Origin of the sequence: Rhizobium sp. MHM7A, from assembly GCF_005862215.1 — a bacterium.
Taxonomy (GTDB): domain Bacteria; phylum Pseudomonadota; class Alphaproteobacteria; order Rhizobiales; family Rhizobiaceae; genus Rhizobium; species Rhizobium bangladeshense.
The window spans coordinates 611998-635085 of sequence record NZ_VCHT01000001.1; the positions used below are offsets into that span (position 1 = coordinate 611998).

The 23088-nt window shown below is 53.8% G+C and carries 22 protein-coding genes; 12 read left to right on the forward strand and 10 right to left on the reverse strand.

Features of this window, described 5'->3' with window-relative positions; translation table 11 throughout:
* Positions 1-156 precede the first annotated feature (156 nt).
* Positions 157-1641, forward strand: coding sequence for a hypothetical protein (locus FFR93_RS03665; RefSeq protein ID WP_138392013.1), 1485 nt, complete (start codon positions 157-159; stop codon positions 1639-1641).
* Positions 1642-1882: 241 nt separating this feature from the next.
* Here FFR93_RS03665 and FFR93_RS03670 read toward each other — a convergent pair whose 3' ends face one another.
* On the reverse strand, positions 1883-2224 hold the full coding sequence (locus tag FFR93_RS03670) for a hypothetical protein (protein ID WP_138392014.1): 342 nt from the start codon (positions 2222-2224) through the stop codon (positions 1883-1885).
* Between FFR93_RS03670 and FFR93_RS03675 the strand changes: the two genes are divergently transcribed.
* Positions 2223-2411 (forward strand): hypothetical protein, encoded by a 189-nt coding sequence (locus FFR93_RS03675; protein ID WP_138392015.1) that lies wholly within the window; start codon positions 2223-2225, stop codon positions 2409-2411. The two genes, FFR93_RS03670 and FFR93_RS03675, sit on opposite strands and share 2 nt — an antisense overlap.
* A gap of 68 nt (positions 2412-2479) precedes the next feature.
* Here FFR93_RS03675 and FFR93_RS03680 read toward each other — a convergent pair whose 3' ends face one another.
* A complete protein-coding gene (locus tag FFR93_RS03680; RefSeq protein ID WP_348640319.1) occupies positions 2480-2905 on the reverse strand; it encodes an aminoacyl-tRNA hydrolase in 426 nt (141 codons plus the stop codon).
* Between the two features lie 204 nt (positions 2906-3109).
* The gene (locus tag FFR93_RS03685; RefSeq protein ID WP_138392017.1) at positions 3110-5563 is read right to left on the reverse strand and encodes an EAL domain-containing protein; all 2454 of its coding nucleotides are present in this window, start codon (positions 5561-5563) and stop codon (positions 3110-3112) included.
* Positions 5564-5953: 390 nt separating this feature from the next.
* On the opposite strand from FFR93_RS03685, the gene FFR93_RS03690 reads away from it, so the two are divergent.
* A complete protein-coding gene (locus tag FFR93_RS03690; RefSeq protein ID WP_138392018.1) occupies positions 5954-6394 on the forward strand; it encodes a hypothetical protein in 441 nt (146 codons plus the stop codon).
* A gap of 150 nt (positions 6395-6544) precedes the next feature.
* Positions 6545-6925: a hypothetical protein gene (locus tag FFR93_RS03695; RefSeq protein ID WP_138392019.1), complete on the forward strand. Its 381-nt coding sequence runs from the start codon at positions 6545-6547 to the stop codon at positions 6923-6925.
* An 8-nt stretch (positions 6926-6933) separates the two neighbouring features.
* On the opposite strand, the gene FFR93_RS03700 is transcribed toward FFR93_RS03695, so the two are convergent.
* On the reverse strand, positions 6934-7704 hold the full coding sequence (locus FFR93_RS03700; protein WP_138392020.1) for a DUF2786 domain-containing protein: 771 nt from the start codon (positions 7702-7704) through the stop codon (positions 6934-6936).
* A gap of 81 nt (positions 7705-7785) precedes the next feature.
* Positions 7786-8859, reverse strand: a complete 1074-nt coding sequence (locus FFR93_RS03705) for a hypothetical protein (RefSeq protein WP_171049057.1) — start codon at positions 8857-8859, stop codon at positions 7786-7788.
* A gap of 122 nt (positions 8860-8981) precedes the next feature.
* Here FFR93_RS03705 and FFR93_RS03710 point away from each other — a divergent pair, with 122 nt between their 5' ends.
* On the forward strand, positions 8982-11255 hold the full coding sequence (locus tag FFR93_RS03710) for a Tex family protein (RefSeq protein ID WP_138392022.1): 2274 nt from the start codon (positions 8982-8984) through the stop codon (positions 11253-11255).
* A gap of 96 nt (positions 11256-11351) precedes the next feature.
* Here FFR93_RS03710 and FFR93_RS03715 read toward each other — a convergent pair whose 3' ends face one another.
* The 4 genes from FFR93_RS03715 to FFR93_RS03730 all read right to left on the reverse strand — a co-directional run bounded on the left by FFR93_RS03715 (position 11352) and on the right by FFR93_RS03730 (position 14995).
* A complete protein-coding gene (locus tag FFR93_RS03715; protein WP_138392023.1) occupies positions 11352-11903 on the reverse strand; it encodes a NifU family protein in 552 nt (183 codons plus the stop codon).
* Positions 11904-12193: 290 nt separating this feature from the next.
* Positions 12194-12448: a hypothetical protein gene (locus FFR93_RS03720; RefSeq protein WP_138392024.1), complete on the reverse strand. Its 255-nt coding sequence runs from the start codon at positions 12446-12448 to the stop codon at positions 12194-12196.
* Between the two features lie 67 nt (positions 12449-12515).
* The gene (locus tag FFR93_RS03725) at positions 12516-14552 is read right to left on the reverse strand and encodes a PcfJ domain-containing protein (RefSeq protein WP_171049058.1); all 2037 of its coding nucleotides are present in this window, start codon (positions 14550-14552) and stop codon (positions 12516-12518) included.
* Positions 14553-14791: 239 nt separating this feature from the next.
* Complete coding sequence (locus FFR93_RS03730; protein ID WP_138392026.1) at positions 14792-14995, reverse strand: hypothetical protein; 204 nt, start codon at positions 14993-14995, stop codon at positions 14792-14794.
* A 165-nt stretch (positions 14996-15160) separates the two neighbouring features.
* Here FFR93_RS03730 and FFR93_RS03735 point away from each other — a divergent pair, with 165 nt between their 5' ends.
* The 4 genes from FFR93_RS03735 (at position 15161) to FFR93_RS03750 (ending at position 19306) form a co-directional block, all read left to right on the forward strand.
* Positions 15161-16978 carry an ATP-dependent DNA helicase RecQ gene (locus FFR93_RS03735; RefSeq protein WP_138392027.1) on the forward strand — a complete coding sequence of 606 codons (1818 nt, stop codon included), beginning with the start codon at positions 15161-15163 and terminating at the stop codon, positions 16976-16978.
* A gap of 9 nt (positions 16979-16987) precedes the next feature.
* A complete protein-coding gene (locus FFR93_RS03740; protein ID WP_138392028.1) occupies positions 16988-17551 on the forward strand; it encodes a hypothetical protein in 564 nt (187 codons plus the stop codon).
* 11 nt (positions 17552-17562) lie between these two features.
* Positions 17563-18105 (forward strand): hypothetical protein, encoded by a 543-nt coding sequence (locus tag FFR93_RS03745; protein WP_138392029.1) that lies wholly within the window; start codon positions 17563-17565, stop codon positions 18103-18105.
* Between the two features lie 94 nt (positions 18106-18199).
* Positions 18200-19306 carry a GSU2403 family nucleotidyltransferase fold protein gene (locus tag FFR93_RS03750; protein WP_138392030.1) on the forward strand — a complete coding sequence of 369 codons (1107 nt, stop codon included), beginning with the start codon at positions 18200-18202 and terminating at the stop codon, positions 19304-19306.
* A gap of 9 nt (positions 19307-19315) precedes the next feature.
* Here FFR93_RS03750 and FFR93_RS40675 read toward each other — a convergent pair whose 3' ends face one another.
* Entirely contained in the window at positions 19316-19483 is a 168-nt protein-coding gene (locus tag FFR93_RS40675) for a hypothetical protein (protein WP_171049059.1), read from the reverse strand.
* A 387-nt stretch (positions 19484-19870) separates the two neighbouring features.
* On the opposite strand from FFR93_RS40675, the gene FFR93_RS03755 reads away from it, so the two are divergent.
* The 3 genes from FFR93_RS03755 (at position 19871) to FFR93_RS03765 (ending at position 23021) form a co-directional block, all read left to right on the forward strand.
* Positions 19871-20314 carry a hypothetical protein gene (locus FFR93_RS03755; protein WP_138392031.1) on the forward strand — a complete coding sequence of 148 codons (444 nt, stop codon included), beginning with the start codon at positions 19871-19873 and terminating at the stop codon, positions 20312-20314.
* Positions 20315-20472: 158 nt separating this feature from the next.
* Positions 20473-20826: a MerR family transcriptional regulator gene (locus FFR93_RS03760; RefSeq protein WP_171049060.1), complete on the forward strand. Its 354-nt coding sequence runs from the start codon at positions 20473-20475 to the stop codon at positions 20824-20826.
* Positions 20826-23021 (forward strand): VIT and VWA domain-containing protein, encoded by a 2196-nt coding sequence (locus FFR93_RS03765; RefSeq protein WP_138392033.1) that lies wholly within the window; start codon positions 20826-20828, stop codon positions 23019-23021. The genes FFR93_RS03760 and FFR93_RS03765 overlap by 1 nt, the downstream gene beginning before the upstream one ends.
* Positions 23022-23088 lie beyond the last annotated feature (67 nt).

A 23088-nucleotide genomic window follows, 5' to 3' on the forward strand; every position in this document is an offset into this window, starting at 1 on the left:
TTAACTAGCTGTTAACCCTCAGAGCAAAGGTGTCAAGGATTTCTTTTCGAAGGCACAAAACCAGATTTCCTTCCGGGACGAAAAGTCGAAGTTTTTCTATTGTCGTGTCCACATTTTTGTGGGTAGCATTGACGTCAAATCGCAGGGAATTCCTTCATGACCAATACGCATCCGAAAATCGATATCGAAGCTCCCGCTGGCCCTGACGTTAGCGTTGATCTGGAAGTCGCTCAGGACGACGTCCTTGCAATACACGGCACCAAACATCGCCCCGAACCGGAGGTCGAACTTGATCGTGATGACCCGCTCATCGCAGCATTGATCCAATGGCTCGGGCTCGAAAAAGTCGGGGAAATGACATCGCAGGAAATTGAAGCCCTGCGCCAGATGCTGTCGAGGCTCCCGGAGCCTGTGGCGGCGTCATCCTTTGCCTGGGACGTGATCACTAAGCCCAACGATGTGCGCCGTCTCGCGGAATCTGTCGATCTGTATCGACGCTTCAATCAGACTGCGGTACGGCTTTCGGATGCCATGGGCAATAACGCCGAAATACGACAGATTATCAAAGCCGAAACCACTGATCTTGGTCGAACCCTGGCATCTTTTATCGCGGCCAAGCGCGATAACATGTCGAGAGTGACCATCCTCGCGGACCGCGTCGACACTGTGATGGTCAAATTCGACCCCTTGTTCGGTCGACGAGACCTCTCGATTGCCGCGACGATTGTTGCCGTGACAGCCGGTCAGACGTTGCAAGACAGCATGAAACACCTCGCGACGGGGTTTGCGCTTCCGGTCAAGCTCTCGGATGAGACCCTTGGAGAGATCGACAAACTGCGCCGTCACATCGTTTCGGCTGCAGACAAAATTCGTCGCATCACCGGCGTCAACGCGATGCAATATTCGAACGCTGCCCTGTCCGGCGTGAAACGATCCCTGGGTGAAGATGCATCGGGGGACTTCCGATTTGCCGTTGAAGGTCTGGGAGGCACCGTCGAAAGTCACGATGACCTGGTTGTCGCCAGCCAGGCATTCCTTTCCCTGTTCCAGCAGATGTCCGCATTCGATCATATTCTAGCCGAGTTCAGCCTCACGCCGAATGATGTGCCGCAACTTCTCGCCCATGTTCTGATGCGTCGACATTTCATGACGGCCGCTCGCTATGCAGAAATCGACTGGAGTGAAATCGCTGACGAGCTATCGATCTCACCAAACGCTGTGATCGAGGACATTGAGGCCTTTGCGGAGGCCGTGAGTGCTCCGGGCTTGACGGGGCAGCTTGGGGCCGTTGCTTCAGGCAAATTGAACCGCCCTCTGGACGAGGTGGTCAAAGCAGCGCGGAAGCATATCGTCACCCAGGAATATTGGCTTGTTGCCGGTGACCAGTTGACCGCTATTGACGAAGGAATTCGCTTTATCGATCTGCAAGAGGTTCTGCGGATGGAACCAGAAATCGATGCGGCAAGGGAAGCGCTCAAGGCAGTTGGCGCAAATACACGAAGCGATGTCGATGCGCTTGAACGGCATCTCGAATGGATGACGAGAGCATTTGCCTTGCCGATCTCTGATGAAGCTGTTCAAGCCGTTATTGATACCAAGGCGGAGATTATCCCCTTGCGCCTCTGCGCAGCAGAAGCGTGATTGGCTGGGGGTGATGGTGGTAACGGTCAGCTCGGCAATGGGACACAAACCCCCAGCCTTGTCCCGACACTGGTAGAGTGAAAAACAAATGGCCTCAAAATCATCCCGGGGTCAGTTCACTATGTTGACATTTTCTCGAAATCTCTTACTCTCATTTCGCAAATGAGGTGGCAAGAAGTTGGGCGACGTTATTTCCTTTGAACGCGGTAAAAGCATGAGGACGGGGAACCCTTCCCGGCAGTCACTCTGCCCCTTGTGTGATCAGCAGGTCGGCGAAGCAAGGGTGACACCAGGGGGCTTCACATTCGTCTGCGAAAATACTGAGCATAAATCCTTCACCTGGACAGAGCCCGCTCACGATGCGCTTGGAATGATCCAGGAGTGACAAAGACACAACCTTCGGAGAGCGACGATGCAGGAACAGCAAATCACATTGACCAAGCCGCAGCAAAACTTTCTCGAAGGTTATTTCGAAGATATCCTTGCCGGTGAGTTCGAATTTGAAGGCATGGAGAAGGCGGAGTTCGTTGAGCGTCTGTCGAAAATGGACTTCGACGACGGTATGGCTTCGGGCAAGTCGCATGTCCCGTGTCGGCCGCAATCTGAACCGTCTGGGCCTGTTCGACGATTTCGATGTTCATGGAATACTCCGTGATGAGAGCCAGGAGCACATCTATCTCAGCTTCAATGCTAAAGGTGCTGAGATCATGTGGGACCTGATGACCAAGGCCGCAGCAGAGGGGCGTCTCCCGATTCTTGATAAATCGTAAAGCAGTAAGGCCGAATTCGGGAGCATCAGAGTTCAACGGGCGGAGCATTCACTCCGCCCGTTTTTGCGTCATTTCACCAATCGATACTTTCCGACGATGCGCTTGGCATCTTTCCTGCTCACGGGACCAACACCGAGGGCAGTCAGGATTTTCGATCCATCGAAATGTGGCGGCATCACATGGCCTTCATCGTAGAAGAGGGCATGAGCAATCCCTGCCTCCTCGCATTGACGGGCGACCTTCAACAGGGTCTCGGCATCATTAGCCACCAGGGTAGCTTTTGAGCCTGCGTTGATTTTGTGCTTGTACCGGTGAAAGAGTTCAGGATGCATATCCTGACAGGCGAACAGGCTCTCAGTGTAGCCATGGCCTGCTTGTGACGACATCTTGCCTTCCGGCATGTCGAGATCAGCGCGGATGATAGAATAGATGAACAGGTGCTCGTCGCGCTCTGTCGAGCCTGTGGTGTCAGTTGCTTTCGCAATGTCTGCGATACGGCCGTCCCGTACGCAAGAGCTACAACATCATATCAGACATGGAGATTTCCTTTTAGTTGAGCCAAACCCACCATGGGCCCGCTCATTCTAAGATGAAATGTGGCTCGGAAGTTTTCAAGTGCTTCGGTGGTCGATTGCGGGTAAAGCCGCCTTCTCCCGATCCCAGCATTGCGAAAACTTCGCAGCCACGGGCTTACTGGTTCAACGCGCGATCTTGCGCTTGAGAGCGATCACATTGCTCTGGACACGGTTCTCAGGCTTCGTGCGGGCATCGATAGCCAAGTGCACATCGGTTCGGTTCATTGGCTTGCCGAACAGATAACCCTGAATGAGATCGATATTGGACCGCTTAATGACGGCGAGCTGGTCATGTGTTTCCACACCCTCGACGACCACATCGAAGCCCAGGGCCTTGGAGAAGGTGACCATGGTGTCAAAGAAGTGGGCCGCATTCGGCTGGACTGCGACTTCATTGACGAAATGCTTGTCGATCTTCAGCTTGTCGAGGGGCAAATCCTTGAGATAGGCCAGACTGGAGTAGCCCGTGCCGAAATCGTCGATTGCCACCTTGATGCCGAGGCTGCGCAGATGCTGGAGGACCGAGGCTGCCTCTTCCCGGTCTTTGAGGAACACGCTTTCGGTCACCTCGATCTGCAGGCGCTTCGGGTCCAGCTTGGCCGCTCGCAGGGCACCCTCGACATCCTTGATGATCTCCCGGTTCGCAAGGTCGATGGCCGAGAGATTCACAGAGACCGAAACCGTGTGATCCGGCCAGCTTGCGCAATCCAGGCAGGACTGTCGCAGGATATGGCGGGTCAGGTCATTGATGTAGCCGTTCTGCTCAGCCAAGGGCACGAATTTGGCCGGAGATACGAAGCCAAGTTCCTTATGGTTCCAGCGGGCCAGTGCCTCACAGGCGACAATCTGCTGGCCATCCGGCGTGAACATCGGCTGGTAGGCGACCGAAATCTCCCCGTTCGTCAGTGACGCGCGGAAGTCTTCACGCAGGCGCTCGTAACTATGGTGCTCGGCTTCCATCTTCTCATCGAACAGATACCAGCCAGTGCCGCGTTCCTTCTTGGAGGTACGCAGGGCGATGTCTGCTTTGTTAAGGGCGTCTTCGAGATTGAATGTTGCTTTTGAGCGCACGATGACGCCGCCAGAGCAATGGATGTCGATGCTCTTGCGCGAGAGCCCGAGACCGTCGTTTCGGCCATTCTCGACGTCGACCGTGATCTGATACGACTTGCCGAGGCTCCTGAAGATCATGTCCATCAATTCATCGATGCGACGATCATCTTGCAGACCGTGGAAGGCGATAACGAACTCGTCGCCGCCCAGGCGTGCGCAGAAGACATTCTCGTGCTTGAACGACTGCAGTTCGCGAGCGACAGCCCTGATCGCCTCGTCTCCCATCTTGTGGCCGTGGTTGTCATTGATGGACTTGAATTTGTCGATGTCCAGAACCGCAAGTGCAATGAGTTCGTGATCGGCCATTCTGGCGACAGAGTTGTTCAGGCTCTCGTACATGAACCGTCGGTTCGGCAAGCCGGACAAAAGATCGTAATTGGCATTATGCGTGGATTCGATTTCGCTTTCGACCCGCTTGGTCACGTCTTCGCAGGTCAACACGGAACCGGTGATGGAGTGCAGGTCACCCTTGTGCCGCCTGGGAAGGTTGTTGATCGTCATCTGGATATAATGCTTGCCCATGCGCACGACGTGGCTTGGCTGGTCGGAAAGCATCATTTCATGAAGCTGCGAGCGGATCGCGCGTGCATCAGCACGCGGAAGAAGACCGGCATAGACGGCCATAGTGATCATCCGCGAGAGAGACACTCGCGCCTCGATCAGCTTATCGACGTCCTCACTGCGAATGCCGAACATCCTGGCAGCTTTCTGGTTCATCAGCGTGATCTGATTGTCGTCGTTCACCATCATCATGCCGCTGGGCATATAATAGAGAGCAGCCTGAAGGAGCTTCCGCACGTTCTCCGCCTCGTGCAGGTTCGTGATCTTGTCCAGCAGGATTTGCCGGACTTCTCCAGCCATCTCGCGAGTGATCAGTATCGCAAAGATCATCATGAGGCCGGTAACACCCAGCAATGCGTTATGCATCGTCAAACCTTCCCTCCACATGGAGAGTCCGGAGTTGAACGTCAGGCCCGCAAAGATCGGGATGCAGAGAGCGGTGACCAGATAGTCGATGTTGTGTTTCAGGGGAAAATTCTTGCCGACGACCGACGGCAGATGTCCCATGACGACGCCAAGGCCCAGCAGCGATGTGATCGACAGCGGATTGGTCACCATCGTGAAGGCGGTGATCACGGCGAGGCCGAGCCCCGTAGAGCACGATCCGATGACATAACGGCGTTCCCAGTAGTCGAGCGTTTCGAGCGAGAGGTCATTTACATCCTTGCCGCCCACGCGACGTGTGAAGATGTGCGCATCGAGGTGTCGCGCCGCGAGAATGACCGTCATCAATCCGATGAGGTACAGGTAGGCGTTACTGCCGAATTCCAGATAACCAACGACGCAGCAGACGACCTGGGCGAACCAACCCATCGTCAACGTGCCAGTCTGCGTATAAAGCGTCTCGACAAACGTCTTATGAACACTGGTGTCTTTTGCTTCGAGCAGAGGATGCCTTGTCATCTACACTAAGTCCTTGCGGGGTATCTGCATGCACACATTTTCGTTCACTGCACACTTACGCAATCCTCGACGTAGACGCAAAAGGAAAACGCTCTTATTAATCAGGGCTTGATCGCGTCCTTAACAAATCCTTTCACAAACATGGAAAATCGGAAAATCTCGATCCATTTCCTTCGCGAATCCAAAAGCACCACAGGAAAACCTGTCGCAAATTTACGCGATCTCTGCAGCACCAAATGTTGACACGGCGGCTTATTCACAGGCGCGAGCTAAGAATTCTCGTTGGCCGCTTATTTTGAGGCTTTTAATTTCTTTGCAAATTGCTTAGGCATGCGCCAATGTGTGAAAGGAATTCCGAAGGTTCATCCTTCGGTAGGAAGGGGGTACTAAATGTCAGATTTCGTTCAGAGAACAGCTGCCATCATCCAGATGATGCCGCGTCGTGCGAAAGCCGTGGAGCAAGCTTCCGTTGCTCACTTCGGAGGAAATCTTTCCTGCCCCCGGTCTGCGCCAACGCTTGGTTATATCGAGACCTTGACCTTTCTCGACAATCATAAGGAATTGAGACCTGGCGATACAATGGTCAGCGCTCTTCAACGGTGCGGTATTGTTCGTGTGAACCAGGATGGGCTTGATTTCCGTGTCTTGCCACATGGTCTCTTTGCAGGCGGTGTCGTTTCCGACAAAGGAAAAGAACTGCTGGACGTCCTGGCGAAGGAAGGTTTCGAGGGTGACGTAAAGTACCTTGCCGATGGGGTGGATCACACTATCGTTCTGACGAACGATGGTGTTCGCTCCTCTGAGGACCTTGTCGCCTACAAGGCAGGCTGAGCCGTTCGACTTAAATATCGCCCAAAAATGGACGGGACATATACCTCAAATGGGTGATTTCATCTTGATGAAAATCGGATACGAATATCCTCGGGGTAAAATTGCTCGCGCGGTCTTGGCTGGGCGTGCGGGTCTTGTTCGGGGTGTTGCATGACGTTCGATTTAGCGGAAGTCTTGGAAAAGACGCGTAAACTGAAACGCAGACTTTGTGACCCTCCATACAGCCTCGGCACGGACGTAGTCTTCTCCGAGAATTTTCTGGACCCTGACCACATCGAAGGCTTACGGCAGAAGGTTTCGTCCGTCTTCGCCAATGTCCCGGGTGTGGTTCAGTGCTTGGGCGATATGGACGATATCATCGAGAGTCTGAAAGCCGGTCTCGAAAGGCCCAGCGACAACGAACTTTGCCGTAGATACGTTGAAAGCGAAATCGAGGCGCGAACCGTTCGGCACATTACCGGCTGGTCGCCAGTGGAACTCTATAATAAATGCCTCGAATTCGGTTATAAGGCTCCAGCATTCGGGGACTAGGGGTGAATTCACCCCTGCCCTAGCAGCAGGCCCTCATCGCCATCTTCTTTGTCTTCATCGTCGTCTTTAAGAATATCATGAAATTCTTGATTCCTCGCGTTGACGGCGTTGTTTAGAGAGACCCTGTTGGCGCTTTCTATTCCTTGCTTGTAGGCTTCAGGATCAACACCCCGCTCGCGGAAAGGTATCAGCTTCACCTTGATACCCAGGTCTTCGATGGTTTTCGTAATGATATCTTCCTTGGCAACCACGACAGCATTGGACATTGCTGAACGCCGTGCCCAAGCAAGCTCGCGGATACGTTCGCTCAACCTGTGAGCCATGCCCTGCAAGATGGATTCCACGTGACGGCGGCGCACATTCAGTCGCATAAGCGCAAATTCCCGAGTGGCCTTTTCCGCCTGCTCTTCGATAGCGCGGAGACAAATAGCCGAGAGATAGCGGCCAAAATCGACATCGACCGGCGATCCAATGATTTTGATCATGCCTTTCCCCGGGCCGTAGATGAGCACCTCGACCGCGCACAATTCGCCAATTGCTTCCGCCAGGGCGTGCATGAACCGGGCGAGATCGTCGCGGAACGTAAAGGTATCGGCCTTGCCGGTGGTCTCCATGGTTTCGGTGAGATCAGCGAACGTTAGGTCGTATTCAGCGAGCAACGCTGCGGCATGCTTCGCCGCTTTCAGGGCTTCGTTTTCACTTGCCCCGCGCTCTACGGTCATGTTCAGGAAGGCGTTTATCTTATCGATAACGTCTTTGCGGCTGAGTTTTTTTGCCATGCAATTACCTGGGAATCGATTTTCAGGGCGTCAGTCCAAAAGAATTGCCGCTAAACCAGGTGGTGTCAACGCGGTGGCTTGTTACGGCTCGCCTCTGCAGCCACTGAGAAAAACTTCAGCGGGAGATTTGCAGCAGCGTTGAGCTTCGCTGTCATTGGCCGCGTCGTTCCGCACATCGGTGCTCGTTGTGACCCACCGTATCGCTCCCTCGACCCCGTCAGGATTTGAGTAGCCCCTTAACGTGATCGTACCCTGGGTTTTGGTCTCTATTTTAACGACGCGCGACAGGCCAGAGCGCCGGGTGAAGACCTTGGTGATCGTGTTTTTTGAGATCATCGTGCGATCCGTCGATGACTCGATCACGATTTCGTCCTCATTGATCGAGATTTGTTTCTCGACGAAAAGGACGTAGCAAATGATGAGATATAAGCTCGGCGCGATCAAGCCAGTCACCCCCAGGCTCGATGCCGTGATAGGCGCAGTCTGGAAGGTGAGCAGTAGAAGAAGAATGACCGGCGAGACCAGAAGAGAAGGCAGGATCGCAGCCAAGGGAAGAGTCAGCAGATAGGCCGTGAAGTCGTTCGTCAGTTCGAGACTATTTGTTTCCGAGCCATACTTTTTGCGACCGACCATCTCATGCAGTTTTAGGTGCGAGTGTTTGGTGACAAGGGAAAATGCCGCTTCCCGTCCATTTCTCCGACGGTTGGAGCCTGCAGACGAAGCATTGGTGACAATGGCGTTGAGAAACTCATCGGGCTCCCGCAGGTTTTCAAGCGAGAACCCGCGATCACCGATTGCCTTCAGCACGATCTCGTCCATAAGCCAACTGCGAGACCTCTGGATTTCGATGAGATCGACCAGGCGAATAATCATCTGTTCATCGCCATTGTCGATCCGGATCGCGTGGGATGTGACCGTGACTTTGATCGGATCGTGGTTGAAGTAGTTAATGATCGCGATGAAAAGTGCGCAGCCTGAGATGGACAGCACCACCAGCGCAGAGACCGAAATCAATTCCGCAGGTGCTTTGCCGATTGCAAACCGCCAGGAAACCACTGCGAGCGCCGCCGAGAATACGATCCATAACGGGATGCAGGAGCCCTTATACGGCCGAGTGTCCGTTTTGAACGGACTAATTTGTGAGGCTTCGCGCAAAACCTGACGTCCCTGTTCAGAGATTGATGCAACCGTATTTAGAACATCGTGGACCAAGCTTCAATATTTGACCGGAGCAATTTCTCAGATCACGATCAATGCAGAAATTTACAGGAGCAGTTATGCAAAAAATCGTCGAACCGCTGATAATCCGTCGTCTGGCACAGGAAATAGGTTGCCAGGAAGGTCAGGTCAGATCGGTAGTGGAACTGATGCAGGAAGGAGCCACAATTCCCTTCATTGCGCGCTACAGAAAGGAAGTCACTGGCGGTCTGGACGACATCCAGTTGCGAAAACTCGACGAACGCTTCTCGTACTTGTCGGAATTGTCGGACCGGTGTCAGCAGATTGTCAAATTGGTCGAAGGTCAGGGGAAGATGACGTCAGTTCTTCTTGCGAAACTGGCTGCAGCTGCCACCAAGACCGAACTCGAAGACCTCTACGCTCCTTATAAGGTCAAGACAAAAACCCGGGCTCAGACCGCTATAGAGAATGGCCTTGAGCCTCTCGTAGATCAGGTGATCGCCTCTCCGAATATGAGTGCTGAAGAACTTGCCGTAGCCTTTGTGACAGACAAGGTTCCCACGGTCGCTGACGCAATAGCGGGTGCTCGTGATATCATAGCCGAAAGAATTGCTGACAATGCCGATACGGCCCGCAAGGTCCGCGAAAAGAGCCGTGCCAAGGCGAAGGTCGCTACGCGCGTCGTTGAAGGAAAAGAAAAGGAAGCGGAGAAATACGCGGCCTACTTCGATCACATTGAATCCTGGTCAACGATCCCGAGCCACCGGGCACTGGCAATCCTCAGAGCCTCCAAACAAGGCCTTATAACCTTGGATATGGCTCAGACAGAGCAGGATGTGACCGATATCAAGGTGGGGATGGCAGCGGACAATAAGCTATCGTTGGTCAATCCCCTCCTTTCAAAGGCCGTCGATTGGGCCTGGAGGGTCAAGCTTTCGAACCGCATCCATACTGATCTCGTCAGCGAGATGCGTGAAAGAGCGGAGAAGTCGGCAATTGAAGTCTTCGTGCGAAACCTGAAGGACTTGCTGCTCGCTGCTCCGGCCGGACCCAAGGTGACAATGGGTCTTGATCCAGGCATTCGCACGGGCGTCAAGGTTGCCGTCGTCGACAAGACCGGCAAGCTCGTCGAAACCGCCACTGTCTACCCATTCCAGCCCCATAACGACATATCCGGAGCCATCATGAAGCTCCGTCGAATGGTTGAGACGCATAAGGTCGAGCTGATCGCGATTGGTAACGGCACGGCAAGCCGCGAAACCGACAAACTTGCCGCAGAACTGATCGCTCGGGTCGATGGTAAGAAACCATCCAGGATTATCGTCTCTGAAGCCGGAGCCTCCGTTTATTCCGCATCCGAGCTGGCATCGAAGGAAATGCCGAACATCGACGTTTCCCTTCGCGGTGCGGTTTCGATTGCCAGACGTCTTCAAGACCCCTTGGCGGAACTCGTGAAGATCGAGCCAAAGGCAATTGGTGTCGGTCAATACCAGCATGATGTCGACGAGATGAAACTCGCTCGGGCCTTGGAAGGTGCGGTGGAAGACGCGGTGAATGCCGTCGGCGTTGACGTGAACACGGCTTCGGCTCCCCTCCTATCTCATATAGCAGGACTTGGACCGGCGTTGGCTCAAGCTATCGTCGAGTATCGGGATGCGAATGGCGCGTTCTCCAGTCGCAAGGACTTGTTAAAGGTCCCAAGACTGGGTGAGAAAGCATTCAAGCAGTGCGCTGGGTTCTTGCGTATTCTCAATGGAAACGAGCCGCTGGATGCCTCCGCAGTTCACCCGGAAGCCTATGAAGTCGCGCGAAACATCGTGAAGGCCTGTGGTCGAGACCTTCGATCCGTCATGAGCGATCCCAAGGCACTTGGCAAACTGAAGCCTGAAACTTTCGTGACCTCCGAATTCGGCCTTCCAACCGTGAGGGACATCTTCGAAGAATTGAAGAAGCCTGGCCGCGATCCACGTCCGGAGTTCAAGGCTGCCAAGTTGTCTGATGCCGTACATGAGATAACCGATCTCAAGGTAGGAATGAAACTTGAGGGCACAGTCACCAACGTTGCAGCCTTCGGTGCCTTCGTCGATATCGGCGTCCACCAAGACGGCCTCGTTCACGTCTCGCAGCTGTCCGACCGTTTTGTGAAGGATACCTCGGAGATTGTGAGCACGGGCAAGATTGTCTCGGTCACCGTCATCTCGGTTGACGTGAAGGCCAAGAAGATCGGTCTCTCCATGAAATCGCACCCAGATTATCCCGGAGCAGACAAATCCGCGCCAAAAACGCAGACAAGGACAACATCGGCTTCACCACCGAAGGAAAACAAGGGCAACACTGCGTTTGCCGATGCATTCAAACGGGCGCTACGTTAGCGCCCGACCCAAGCTTTACCAAGCAGAATTGCGATTGAGGGTCCTAGGTTACCAGGAAATGGATGCAGGGGCTCTCAATCCTCCACACAAGCGACATCACATTGTCAAACTTTCGATGTCCCGAACTTCAGGCGCGAAGTGGCTCATCAGGTTTTTAATACCCATCTTTAGGGTAGCGGTCGATGACGGGCAACCTGAGCATGCGCCTCTCATCGACAGGCGCAGAAGCCCGGTATTTTCGTCAAATGATCCGAACACGATGTCACCACCATCGTTCGCCACAGAAGGGCGAACGTAGGTCTCGATCACGTCTTTGATCCGCGTGACGATCTCCGTATCCTGTTCTGAAGCGTTGTTAGCGTTCATTTCTTCGCGATATTTGCTTGCGTTGAAGCCTGAGAAGCCCACTTCCAGAGCACTGGTCACTGCTTTTCTCACGTCGGGCCACATTGATGGCTCTTCAACTGTGACGGCAATAAAGACATCACCGATATGGACGCCGGTCACCCCGTAGATGTCGAAGATTTCCTGTAGGAGCGCGTCATCGGCTGGCGCGGTCACAAAATCCAGGGGAACGGTCGAAATGCTTTCGCCTGGGAGGAATTTCATGGTGCGAGGATTTGGTGTCGGCTCTGTGAAAATCGTCATTCGAAAGAACTCCTTTGAAGGAGTATTAAAGCGCGCGTTGTTTTGCCGGACAAGCCTTGCTACGTCTCTCCTGGAGAAAGTTGCAACGGCAAAGATATGTAGAGCAGCACGTAACGGCTTGTTAACCAGCCCGATCTAAATTCCCACTGCTCCACGAGTTTCGCGTACGAGCATCCGGTGTTGTGGGGCTTTAAGATTGAGACCCTGGAGCCCCACAACACCCTCACGGCAAAAGCGCCGCCATCGAACTGAATGGGGCGCTGCAACTCAAGACGATTATGAGCAGATGCTTAGTGGAAGACCCGGCCGCCGAGACGTTCGACTTCGATCTCGGTTAGTCGAAGTTCAAGCTCGTTGAAGATCATCTCCTCGGCTAAGGTCCGATGATGATCGTCGTCCTTGCGCCCTTCAACGGACTTTATGTGCCGATGTGCCTGTCGAAGCCGCTCGGCAAAGTCCAATGAACAGTTCAAAGCTGACAGCTCTGACACGACATATTTCGCGGCTTCAGGTGCCGACATTTCGCTTGGACGAGTGCTGGCCAAGATAAGAAACTCCTTGTGACACTCTACCTTATGCCCCTGCCTCTCTAAATTTTTCCTAATGAGATTGTTAAAATGCTGGATAAGCTTGCATTTTCGGTTGAGGCAAAAGACATGTACCGTCATCGCGTGCGTAGATGCGGTAAGCCTCCTCCCAGTCTGAACGGGACATGGCGAAAACTTTTGCTGGCACACAGTCCTTGTAGGCCTCCATCAAGGATTTCCGCATCGTGTCGCACAGAGGAACCACCATGTGCGGCGGTTGCCCGGCAGCCGTGCCACCTTTAGCAGTGAGTTTTTCCTTGCGATGCTTCTTGAGATACGCTGCCAGGACCTGCTCGCACTTGTCGGCAGGATTACCGTTCTTGTATGAGCGATGTTGAACAACGTACTGCTTCCCCGTTTTGGAATCGGCTCCGTCAAGACGTATTTCAGCGGTAGAGAAATTACCATCCTTGCTACAGATCGTTGCTATGTTTGTGATCCCTTGCACACACCGGTCGATATAGGAGCCCACGCAATGCCGCATCCGCAAGCCTTCGGAAATAAGTTCTCCTTCGTTGGTAAGCCAGGTCAGGGTTCCATGCTCGCATTCGAAGTTTTCTGTAAGAGGTTCCCATATGGCGAGCGGAATATTATGCACCTTTCGGAGCATCAAGCGGATTGCACCGGTCCTTAAGGGCGCGAGGCGATGCCAGTCCTCGCTCAACGATTTTAGGCGCTTACTTCCAAAGTTTCCGCCAACGATTGCTCCGACAAACGCGGCCCGATCCCGAGCGCTGGGCGTGAAATGTGGAGAATACTGCCCTGTCGATAATGGAAACAAGGCTTTAGCGATGTCGTTCATCACGCTATCGATGTCGAGCTGCTCTGGAAGCTTGTCGAAATTATCAAATACGTTGCGGTTGAGGCGGGCTATCATGGCGTCCGACAAGGCCGAGACGGTGTCTCCCCCGTACAGGTCCACTAGATTTGCCGCCTGTTTCCACTCCTTCTTTGTCTTTGGTATTTTCTCCGGCGGCACACCGGCAAACATTCGATTGCCCTTCTTAAAGAAATCCTCGTACTGATGGATTGAAGAGCCGAGGCGCTGCCAGTGCAGCCCTCTCAGCTGCCGCGCCTGGGGAACGCTGAGCCCGAACTGATCGGCGATAACCGGCAACAGAGGTAGACCAAGCGTGATCGTCGAGTCGAGAGGTTCGGTCATGAACTCACCCGTGAACAAGGGGAACGCGTCACTCGCTTGTAATTTGCGTTCCTTGATCTCCTGAGAACCTTTGAAAAACCAATTATAGTGTTCGTAGGTCGCTTTCCGAGCCCTCCCCGCGCGCTTTCTCACGTCCACATCGAGGATTGAAAAGACAACGCCTCGAATGGATGCAAAGAACGGTCGCACCTTGTAAAAACTTTGGACAAAACCAAGCCATTTCGTGGTCTCAATGTCTTCACCTACGATTCCGGACACAAGCTCTCGTTTTCCGGCAAGGCACTTCACGCTCGAACTCATTTGTTTAGAAACATCATTGATCGTTTTGCTGAAGTCTGATTTTCCGGCATGAGGCAGCAGCACTGTCGTTTGAAAGTCCGAGGTTTTGGCGTCGTCGCGTGCGGCACCATCGAGCGAGACCCGAAACTTTGGTCTGCCCTCCTCCAGAAAAACCTGAAAAGACTTATCGTCAGAAATACCCCAAATTTCCAATCCACGCTGGGTGCTGATTAAAGCAGTGGCCGCACTCAGGCGAAAGCCCTTTTCATCAAATGCGAAGCTGCTTGGGAACATCACCGCCCTTCCCTCGGTGGTTTCAATGAAATGGAAGCCATATAGATTTCGTGCATCTATAAGAAATTGCAGCAGTTTCTGCTGAGCTTCCGGCGTTTTCACCGTCTTTTCTGCAAGCTTCTTCAAAGCTCCCGAGAAGTTGGCTGCTCTGGCTTCGGCTGTGTCAGGAGCCTGACGGTTCCCGACGAATCTGAAATTGCCCTCATTTCCATCTGCAACAAGGGTGCCCGCTTCGATCAGGCCATCGACCAGACGTTTCCCGACACTCATCCTCCATTTGAAATCAGTCTTTTCCGCTTCGTCTTTCGGAAGGTGCCGCTGGATCATGTTTGCGAATGAGAATTCCCATGAGCTGCGCTCTGCGGCTTGAATGCTATGATTTCTTAAGGAATTATCCTGCCACACAAAGTACACAACGCGTCGCAAAAATGCGTCTGCAGGATAGCCGTTGTCCCTGAAACTTATCGTCTCGCACTTTTCTAGAATGTTCATGGCAGGAAAAGGAATTTACGGGGATTTGATTAACGGCCCGATCAAATCAGTTGTCAAGAATTCCTTTTCCTGCCTTACATCCCGAAGCGGCGCTCAGCTTCCGCTTTCTCAAAGACGCTTTGAGCAGCCGCTTGCTTGGCAATGGCGGCCTTTGCAATCCGGTCCTTTAGATGCTTTTTGAACTGATTAGAGGACGTGTTCACCGTCAATGTGCTGCCAAACCAGCCTGGGACCCAATTGCTTGAATCCGATCCCTTTTCGTTTTTCGGCTTGCCCATAACCAACCCCTCAATCATCGACAATCAAAGGATTTATCAAGTTCGAGCAAGCGACAATTCAAAGGTCGGAAAAAATGTCAAAAACAGCGAGGAAACACGCCAAACAATGTTGACATTTTCAGCGTGAATTTCTAGGGTGCAATCAGCAAACGGAGAAATGACATAATGACCGCCGCCATCAAAATCCTCAACAGCGTTTTCGGGCACGAGAGCTTCCGGCCCATGCAGGAAAACGCGTGTGAGGCAGCAATTGATGGCAAGGACGTCATCGCCCTGATGGGCACGTCGGCGGGTAAAACGATGTGCTACGCAATCCCGATCTTGGCTCGTAAGGGCGTTGGTATCGTGGTCAGCCCGCTCAAGGCCCTGATGTTTGACCAGATCACGAAGCTGCAGGAACTGAACCTGACGGCCGAGACGATCAATTCGGATATCACCGGATATGATCGCCAGAACATCCTGAATGCGGTTCGTCGTGGTGAGGTCAAGTTCCTTTACGTTACCCCGGAACTGGTCGCTCAGCCTTGGTTCCAGAAATTCGTCAAGGAAGTCGATGTCGCAGCGGTGGGGATCGATGAGGCCCACTGTGCTAGCCAGTATGGCCACGACACCCGCCCCGATTACAAGAAGCTGGGCGTTTTGAAGTTCCTGCTGCCGAACGTGCCGCGTATCGCTGTGACTGCTACTGCGGACGAAGCTACCCTTGAGGACATGAAGGCCATCCTGAATATGGATGATGCCGTTGTTGTAAAGGGTGATCTGGATCGCAAGAACATCGCCATGCACATGGCACCCCGCCAGGCCCAGAAGCAGCACCGCAAGGTTATTGAACAGATTCTGGCGAAGCATGCTGGCGAGTGCGGTATCTATTACTGCCTGGGCAAGGCTACGGTGGACAACACGACCGACTGGTTGATTGAGCAGGGTTATAACGCGCTGCCTTACCATGCTGGCATGGACATCATGGACCGTGAAATCAACCAGGATCGCTTCACCAACAATGAGGTCGATATTCTGGTCTCGACCGTGGCATTCGGAATGGGCGTCGATAAAGACAATGTCCGCTTCGTTATTCACGACACCATCCCGGGAACCCCTGAATCGTACGTTCAGGAAATTGGCCGTGCCGGTCGCGATGGACTGCCAGCAGCCGCTTACCTCTTCTACAGCAACCAGGCTGTGGTGCAGCGTCAGAAAATGATCGCGAAGTCGAACGGATCGGCTCCGCGTAAGCGCACCGAACGCGCCAAATTCGACGCGATGATCGGCCTGTGCGAAACGACAGGCTGCCGTCGCCGTGCAGTCATGACCTATTTCGGCCAGACCATGGACCACGATTGCGGCGAATGCGATAACTGCGCTCGCGGTTTTGAGGCTGGCGACCTGAGTGAAGAAGCTCGCGATATCCTGCACGTCGTGCAGACTGCCACTCGCCGTATCAACGCCTATGATGTGGTGAACGGCAGCAGTCTGCCGAGCGTCCAGACATCTTCGATCATTCGCCAGCTCGTCATCACCGGCCACATGAAGGTCGACCATGCTGAGTATGGGGCACTGTCCGTAACTGCCCTTGGCTCGGCTATTGTCGACGGTGACCGTCGCTTTACGGGTAACAAGGACTACTTCCTGGCCTCGGCATCCATTCTGCCTGTCACGAAGAAAGCTCCTACCGAAAAACCGGTGGCTAAGCAGTCGAAGTCGAAATCGAAGACGAAACGTCCTGTCTCCTCGGAACGCCGTCCTATGAAAAGCCGCCGGAGTAAAGGATCGCCGCTTCTGGAGGCCTTGCGCCGCGAACGCAACTCGATTGCCCGCGAACGCCGTGTGAAAAAATTCATGATCGTCCACGATGCGGCGCTTCAGCAGATGTCCGTTGACCTGCCGCGCAGCTTGACTGATCTCTTGAACATCAGGGGCATTGGTCCGGACAAGGCGGAGCGATATGGTGTGACCTTCCTGAATATCATCCGCGACTACGCGTGAGGAACGACAATGCTTTTCAATAGGTTGATGGCTTGCCTTCATCAGATAGATGCGAGTCTGATTGCGGGCTCCACGCACGCGAGGCTCTATCTCTACAAGATGCTTGGCGTGTCGCCGAAGCTGCATAGAGTCGTGCCATTCTCGCTGGCGTGGGCGGCGACGCTAGTGCTTGCGGTGTTCACGGGGGCTGAGGTCTGGGGCTGGCGGCCGGAGTTTCTGATCGTTATCGGTCAGATTGCTGTCCTGGCTGCCTCTGGCTGGATTATGTACCGGCTCTACAAGAGCACCGCTCCACATCGCTGGGAGAAGCATGACTATCAGGATGAAATGGCAAAAGCCGTCTTTTACCGGACTAAGCAAGACATCCGAACAGCGTCGGTCGTGGTCTTGACCTCGACGTCGATCAACGTTCTCATCATAAAATCGATGGGTCTCATGACACTGATAACCGCCCTGACCTTCGCTACGCTCCTTGTTTGGGCTCTGGCGATGGTCATGGTGCTTCATATCGTCAGCGCTGATCCACCGCCGCCGGAAAGCGGTGACATGAAAATGGTGCCGCAGGGCGCTTGAGAGGACAGAAAATGTGGAATTTGATCTCAGCCTTGGACGACAAGTTGATCGAAATCGCCGGTACGTTGCAGGCGAAAGCGTGTGAAACCCTTTCTCTGACACCGCCAGAGTTCCGTTCCAAGGTCAGCGTTTTCACACTGATACTCTCGTCAATCTGTGGGGTCATCGGTGGTTATCAACTTTATGGAACGCCGGATTTCAGTATCTGGATCATCCCATACGCGATGTGGTTGTCGATCAACCTTGCGGCGTTGTGGTCGATCATCTTAACTGTCCGCAACGCCCCTATCTGGTCGGCAGCAGAGCATCACAAGCTTTTGGTTGGTGCAGTGTTTGCGCGATCAAACGATGCGAACAAACGGTTTATCATCTTCATCGTCACCTGCTTCATGTGCATCCTGGTCGCCGAGGGATTTCTCATTGGCGGCGGCCACGGCATCTTTTTCTTCTCGATGGTGACGCTCTACTTCGCGAACCACGCAATGCGCGGTTTTCTGGCCGCGACAGACTTGCCGCCCCTGCAAGGTCGGTTGAGAGATGATTCAAGTTTCTAACTTAACTATCTGATTTTGTTTCAGCTATACAAAGTTTTTGAATCTTGTATAGCTTCGGTGTAGACTGGTGTTCTTGTTGGTGTGGAAGCCTTTCATGAACACTGTCGACCTGATGTTTCAAACCGTCTACAGCGAGCTTACGCAGCGTGCGCTGGATGCACATTTCGTTTCGGACTTTTCGCCGAACGGTTCTTTTGTTTCGGTATCCGACAAGGGACGAGATTACTGGTATTTCGACGAACCGACTGCCGCAGGCGGTCGCAAACGCAAGTACGTTGGCCCGAATTCCGATCCCGATGTCGCACGAAGGGTTGCAGCCTTCAAAGACCTGAAGAGCGATTTGGCTGGCCGTCGTAAACTTGTCCAGACACTTCGAAACCAGGCAGGATTGCTCGGGCCGGACAGGTTCACTGGCGACATCATTCAGGCCATGGCCTTGTCAGGGTTCTTTCGTCTGCGCGGCGTAATGGTCGGGGCCGTTGCCTATCAAGTCTATGCCGGGCTTCTGGGGGTCAAGTTGCCCGCTGCGACCATCAAGACTGACGACGCTGACTTCGCCCAGTTTCATTCGATTTCCGCCGAAGTCGAGGACAGGATGACGCCGGGAGTGGCTGAGACCCTTCGCCAGGTTGATCCGTCTTTCGCCGAAATCATGAACCAGATCGATGGACGGAAACACACGAAGTTCAAAAATGCCACCGGTTATATGGTTGAATTCCTGACGCCTAATCGTGGCAGCGACGATCATCAGGGCAGGCCCTCTCCAATGCCAGCACTAGGAGATACCCATGCTCAGCCGCTGCGCTATCTGGATTTCCTGATCCACGATCCCGTTAAGGCAGTCCTGTTGCATCGAGGTGGCGTGCCGGTGACGGTTCCCGCGCCCGAACGCTTTGCTGTCCACAAGCTCATTATCTCGACCAAGCGTCGAAATCAGGGTGGCCCGACGGACAAGCGGCTAAAGGACGTGTTCCAGGCAACGGTTCTGATGGAAGCTCTGATCGCCAGTCGCCGCCAGGATGATCTGGCTGAGGTCTATGCTGAAGCATGGGATCGCGGACCATCATGGCAGGAAGCCTTGACGGTCGGGCTGCGAGGTATTCTCAAAGAAGACAGCAGGAATCGGATCATAGAAGGCCTGCAACAAGGCATGGAACAGATAGAGCGCGATCCTGCGGCATATGGACTAGGCCAGGCGTGACGCTGCGCTTCAGCCAAACAGCCAATACGTGCCTACGACCACCACGCCAATGATGACGAAAGCGAGAAAAACAGTGCGCCAACGGCAGCCGGGCTTGCCTCGGCTGGCCTCACTCACACCGCCCGCAAGCACCTCGCCTGCGAGTTCTACCACGGCTTCCACGATTTCTTCGGCCATTTTTGTAATCCAGAATTCCTGATGATTCTATTCTCAAAGTGAATTCGCTCAGGTGTCAATGAAGTGATGATTCGGAAATCGAAGGTTCGGAAATTCTGTCTCGAAGGAATTCCTCCTTAATTGTTGACATTTTCCTTGTAGAGATCGGGATTGGCTGCTATGGTTTCATTCGAAATTTGAAATAATAGACACCTCTTAAAGAGCATCTACGGGCAACATTCGAATGAATAAGGTTCTGGGCTGCAGACCCGCAAAAACCAGATGATTGCCAATACAAATTCAGACTGCAGTAGCCCAGGCTGTTTAAATGTCACAGAACGGTCTTGAATAGCGCGGCAAATCACCTCACGATTGGGAACGACAAGGTCACAAACAATGCATCTTCAAATGGCTTCATCCTCACCGAAAAGCGTCCCGACAGGTCATCACGCCACATCGCTGGTCATCAAGACGTTTCGTGGTCCGGTCAATATCGAGGCTGTCCTTTCGAAGCCAGGCCGTCCGAGCCGTCAGGATGCACGCGCTGAGAGCGAAGTCCTGGAGCTGCTGAGTTCCATCGCACCACAGGCCGATATCGACACTCTGTCGCGAACGATGTCGAGCATTGACGATCTCGTTTTGTCGGGAAATCTCGTAGGCTTGAACCGCGTGATCCGTAAGGCTGATGTCAAGGAACTGGAGCCGATTGCTCTTCTCACGCTTCTGCGCACGACTTTCGCAATGCGCGAGCTTCTTCCTGACTGGAGCCATTTGCGCGACAAGGCGTACCGCGCGATCAAGCGCAAGCGCCTGGCTGTCGACAAGCTCATGAACGGACTGCTCGATCCGTAATCGCTTCGGCGGCGTGTCGATGCTGATATGCCGAAAATTGTCATTTTTAGTTCACATAAATCAAAGACTTGAGGCTTCGCGACAGTGAATTTGTCACGAAGCGATTGACGCCCATAGAATATTTCGTGACAATTTTACCGTCACGAAAGGAGGCGGCCGTGGATCGCCGAGAACTGGAAGAGAAGTCGGGGCTGGATGGCAGAACCATCCGTTTCCTCATCGCTGAAAAGATCGTACCGGAGCCGAATGGCTCGGGTCGTGGTGCGTCATATGACACCAACCATCTACAAGCCTTGGCGAATTATCGCGCATGGAAGGATGAAGGGCTAAAGCTGGACGCAATCCGTAAACGGGTCGCCGAGGGCAACAAGGTCACAAACATCCTGGAAATCGTGCCCGGCCTGGAGATGCACTTTTCCACCACTTCTCAAAAATATCAGCAGTTCATGCTCGATCCACACGTGCTGAACGCTCTCGAAACATTAAAAATCGCTGCAGAAAGGAATTCATAATGTTCGGTACTCGTATCAAAAGCTTAGACGAATTTATTCGGGAGAAGGCGCGCGGAAGACGCGCTGAGCAGGCCGTCCTCACTGCCACAAGCTACTCTGTCGAAGTGCGCTCTGGTCTAGCCTTCGTGCAAATGACACGGAAGTTCGAAAACAAGGAAGCGAAGCCGATTGAGGCTATCTTGACCTTCCCGGTTCCATACGAAGCCGCTGTGACCCGCATTTCAACCGTGATCGATGGGCGCAAGCTTGTAGGCCAGGCCCAACCGAAGGCGAAAGCCCGGGAGACATATGAAACTGCCATCGACGATGGAAAGGCGGCAATTCTCCATGAACAGTTGCTCAAGGGCCTTCATATGGTCTCCGTGGCCAACGTAAAGCCAGGTTCGCACATCGAAGTCGTTGCTAATTTTGCCGCCCCGGTGGCGATGGTCGGTTCTATGGGTAAAGTCCGGCTTCCGCTGACTGTTGGACAGATTTACGGCAATCTGCCGATGCAGGACTCCGACCGACTTCTCACTGGCGGACCCGCACAGTTCGCGGATGTCACCATCAAGGTGCCGACCAAAGCTCGTCTGAATGGCCGCGCCATTGATGAAACGGCCCAGCGTGTTTCGCTGGGAGCCGTGATCGACATCGAAATCGAGAACCATCAGCTCAAGCCGTTGACGACCGCTACCAAGGATGGCCGGGTGGTTACTGTAGCCTTCGAAATGCTGGCCGAGCGCCAGGAGAGCATGGAGATCGACCTGTTGCTCGACGCCTCCGGTTCCATGTCGGAGATCGATAACGCGCGGAACGTTAAGTGGAATGCGATGATCGACGCGCTCACGAAGGTCGAGGCACTTGGCCTGCGTGATGACGATAAGGTGCATCTGTGGGTTTTCGCAACCACGCTGCGCTATGAGGGGGCCACGACCAGGAAAGACCTTAGCGAGCGCGTTCGTCGCATTACATTCGATAGAGGATCGACAGAACTCGATAGCGCCCTGCAGCAGGTCGCCAAGTCCCGTGAAGGTGCCAACATCCTGGTTATCACGGACGGTCGGGCGGGAGAGCTGAATGTCGAACGTATGCTTTCCAGAGGGTGCCGTGTCACGGCTGTCCTCCTGGGTGGTGACGCCCTCGAAGCAAACATCAGCCACCTGGCTGCTGTATCTGGCGGTCAGACCTTCATCAGTTTTGGCCTAGAAACCGAACGCGATATCGCCGCAGCGATCAATGCAATGGCCTATCTTGCGCCAGCACTGCCCGTTTCGCCCTCGCGGCCTGGGGCTGTCACCAAGAACATGGGTGGGGTAGCCGTCACTGCAAAATGGAATGCATCCAAGAAGCCCTATGAAGAAATCAACGGCCTGTCTGCATTTGCGGCATATCTCGCCCTGTCTGGAATGACAGAAGACAGTGCAGCCATCTTCTCTGCTGAAGAGGGGCTCGTTTCGCACCTGACCTCGATTGTCCTCGTCGACGAAGCCGGAGAAGCCGTTGACGGCATTCCAGCACAGCGCAAGATCGCCCTTGAGGAATCCGCCTCCGCAATGCGGTCGTACATGGCAGCCGGTCCAGCACCAATGGCAGCAGCGTCGATGTCATTTGCAGCATCTGCCAAGGGTGGCCCTCTCCTTATGGCTGCTCCAGGCGGCGCACGCAGAGGCCGGGGTGCGATGATCGTGGGCAGCGGTTTCCGTCCTGAAGCTGCAGACCCTAGTGACGACCTGACCTTTATCGACCGTTCATCCGATAACGACCGCATCATGGGAGGCTCCTTCGGCGGAGGTTGGGTGAGTGACAGTAAGACTGGTGATGTTGCTGGTCACGTGCCGTCACCATCAGACATCGGCGACCTTTCCGATTATCTGAAGTCGGTCGAGTTCGAGCAGGTCAATGTCCCGGTCACTTGGACCTTGAAGTCATCGCTTGCAACACGGCCGATTGATTGGGACGCGCATAGCAACGATCTGCTGGCAGGTGACGTCGATAAACTGCCGTTGTCGATCCGAGCCCGCATCAAGGCATTGACCGTGAACGCAGCAGTTCTGTCCCTGGCAACCAAATACGCTCTCAAGGTCGAGACCGTCGCCATCGCCCTGCTCGCATATTGCGTAAAGGACACGGTGCGAACTGCCGACCGTATCCAGCGGCGTCATCTCAAGGGTGTTCAAGCGGCCGACGTGGAATCGGTTCTGGCAGTAGTCTGATAAAGAAGAGGGGCAGGCCCGCCCTGCCCCTCTAACCTTGAATACAACACTCACTTTCCGATCCATA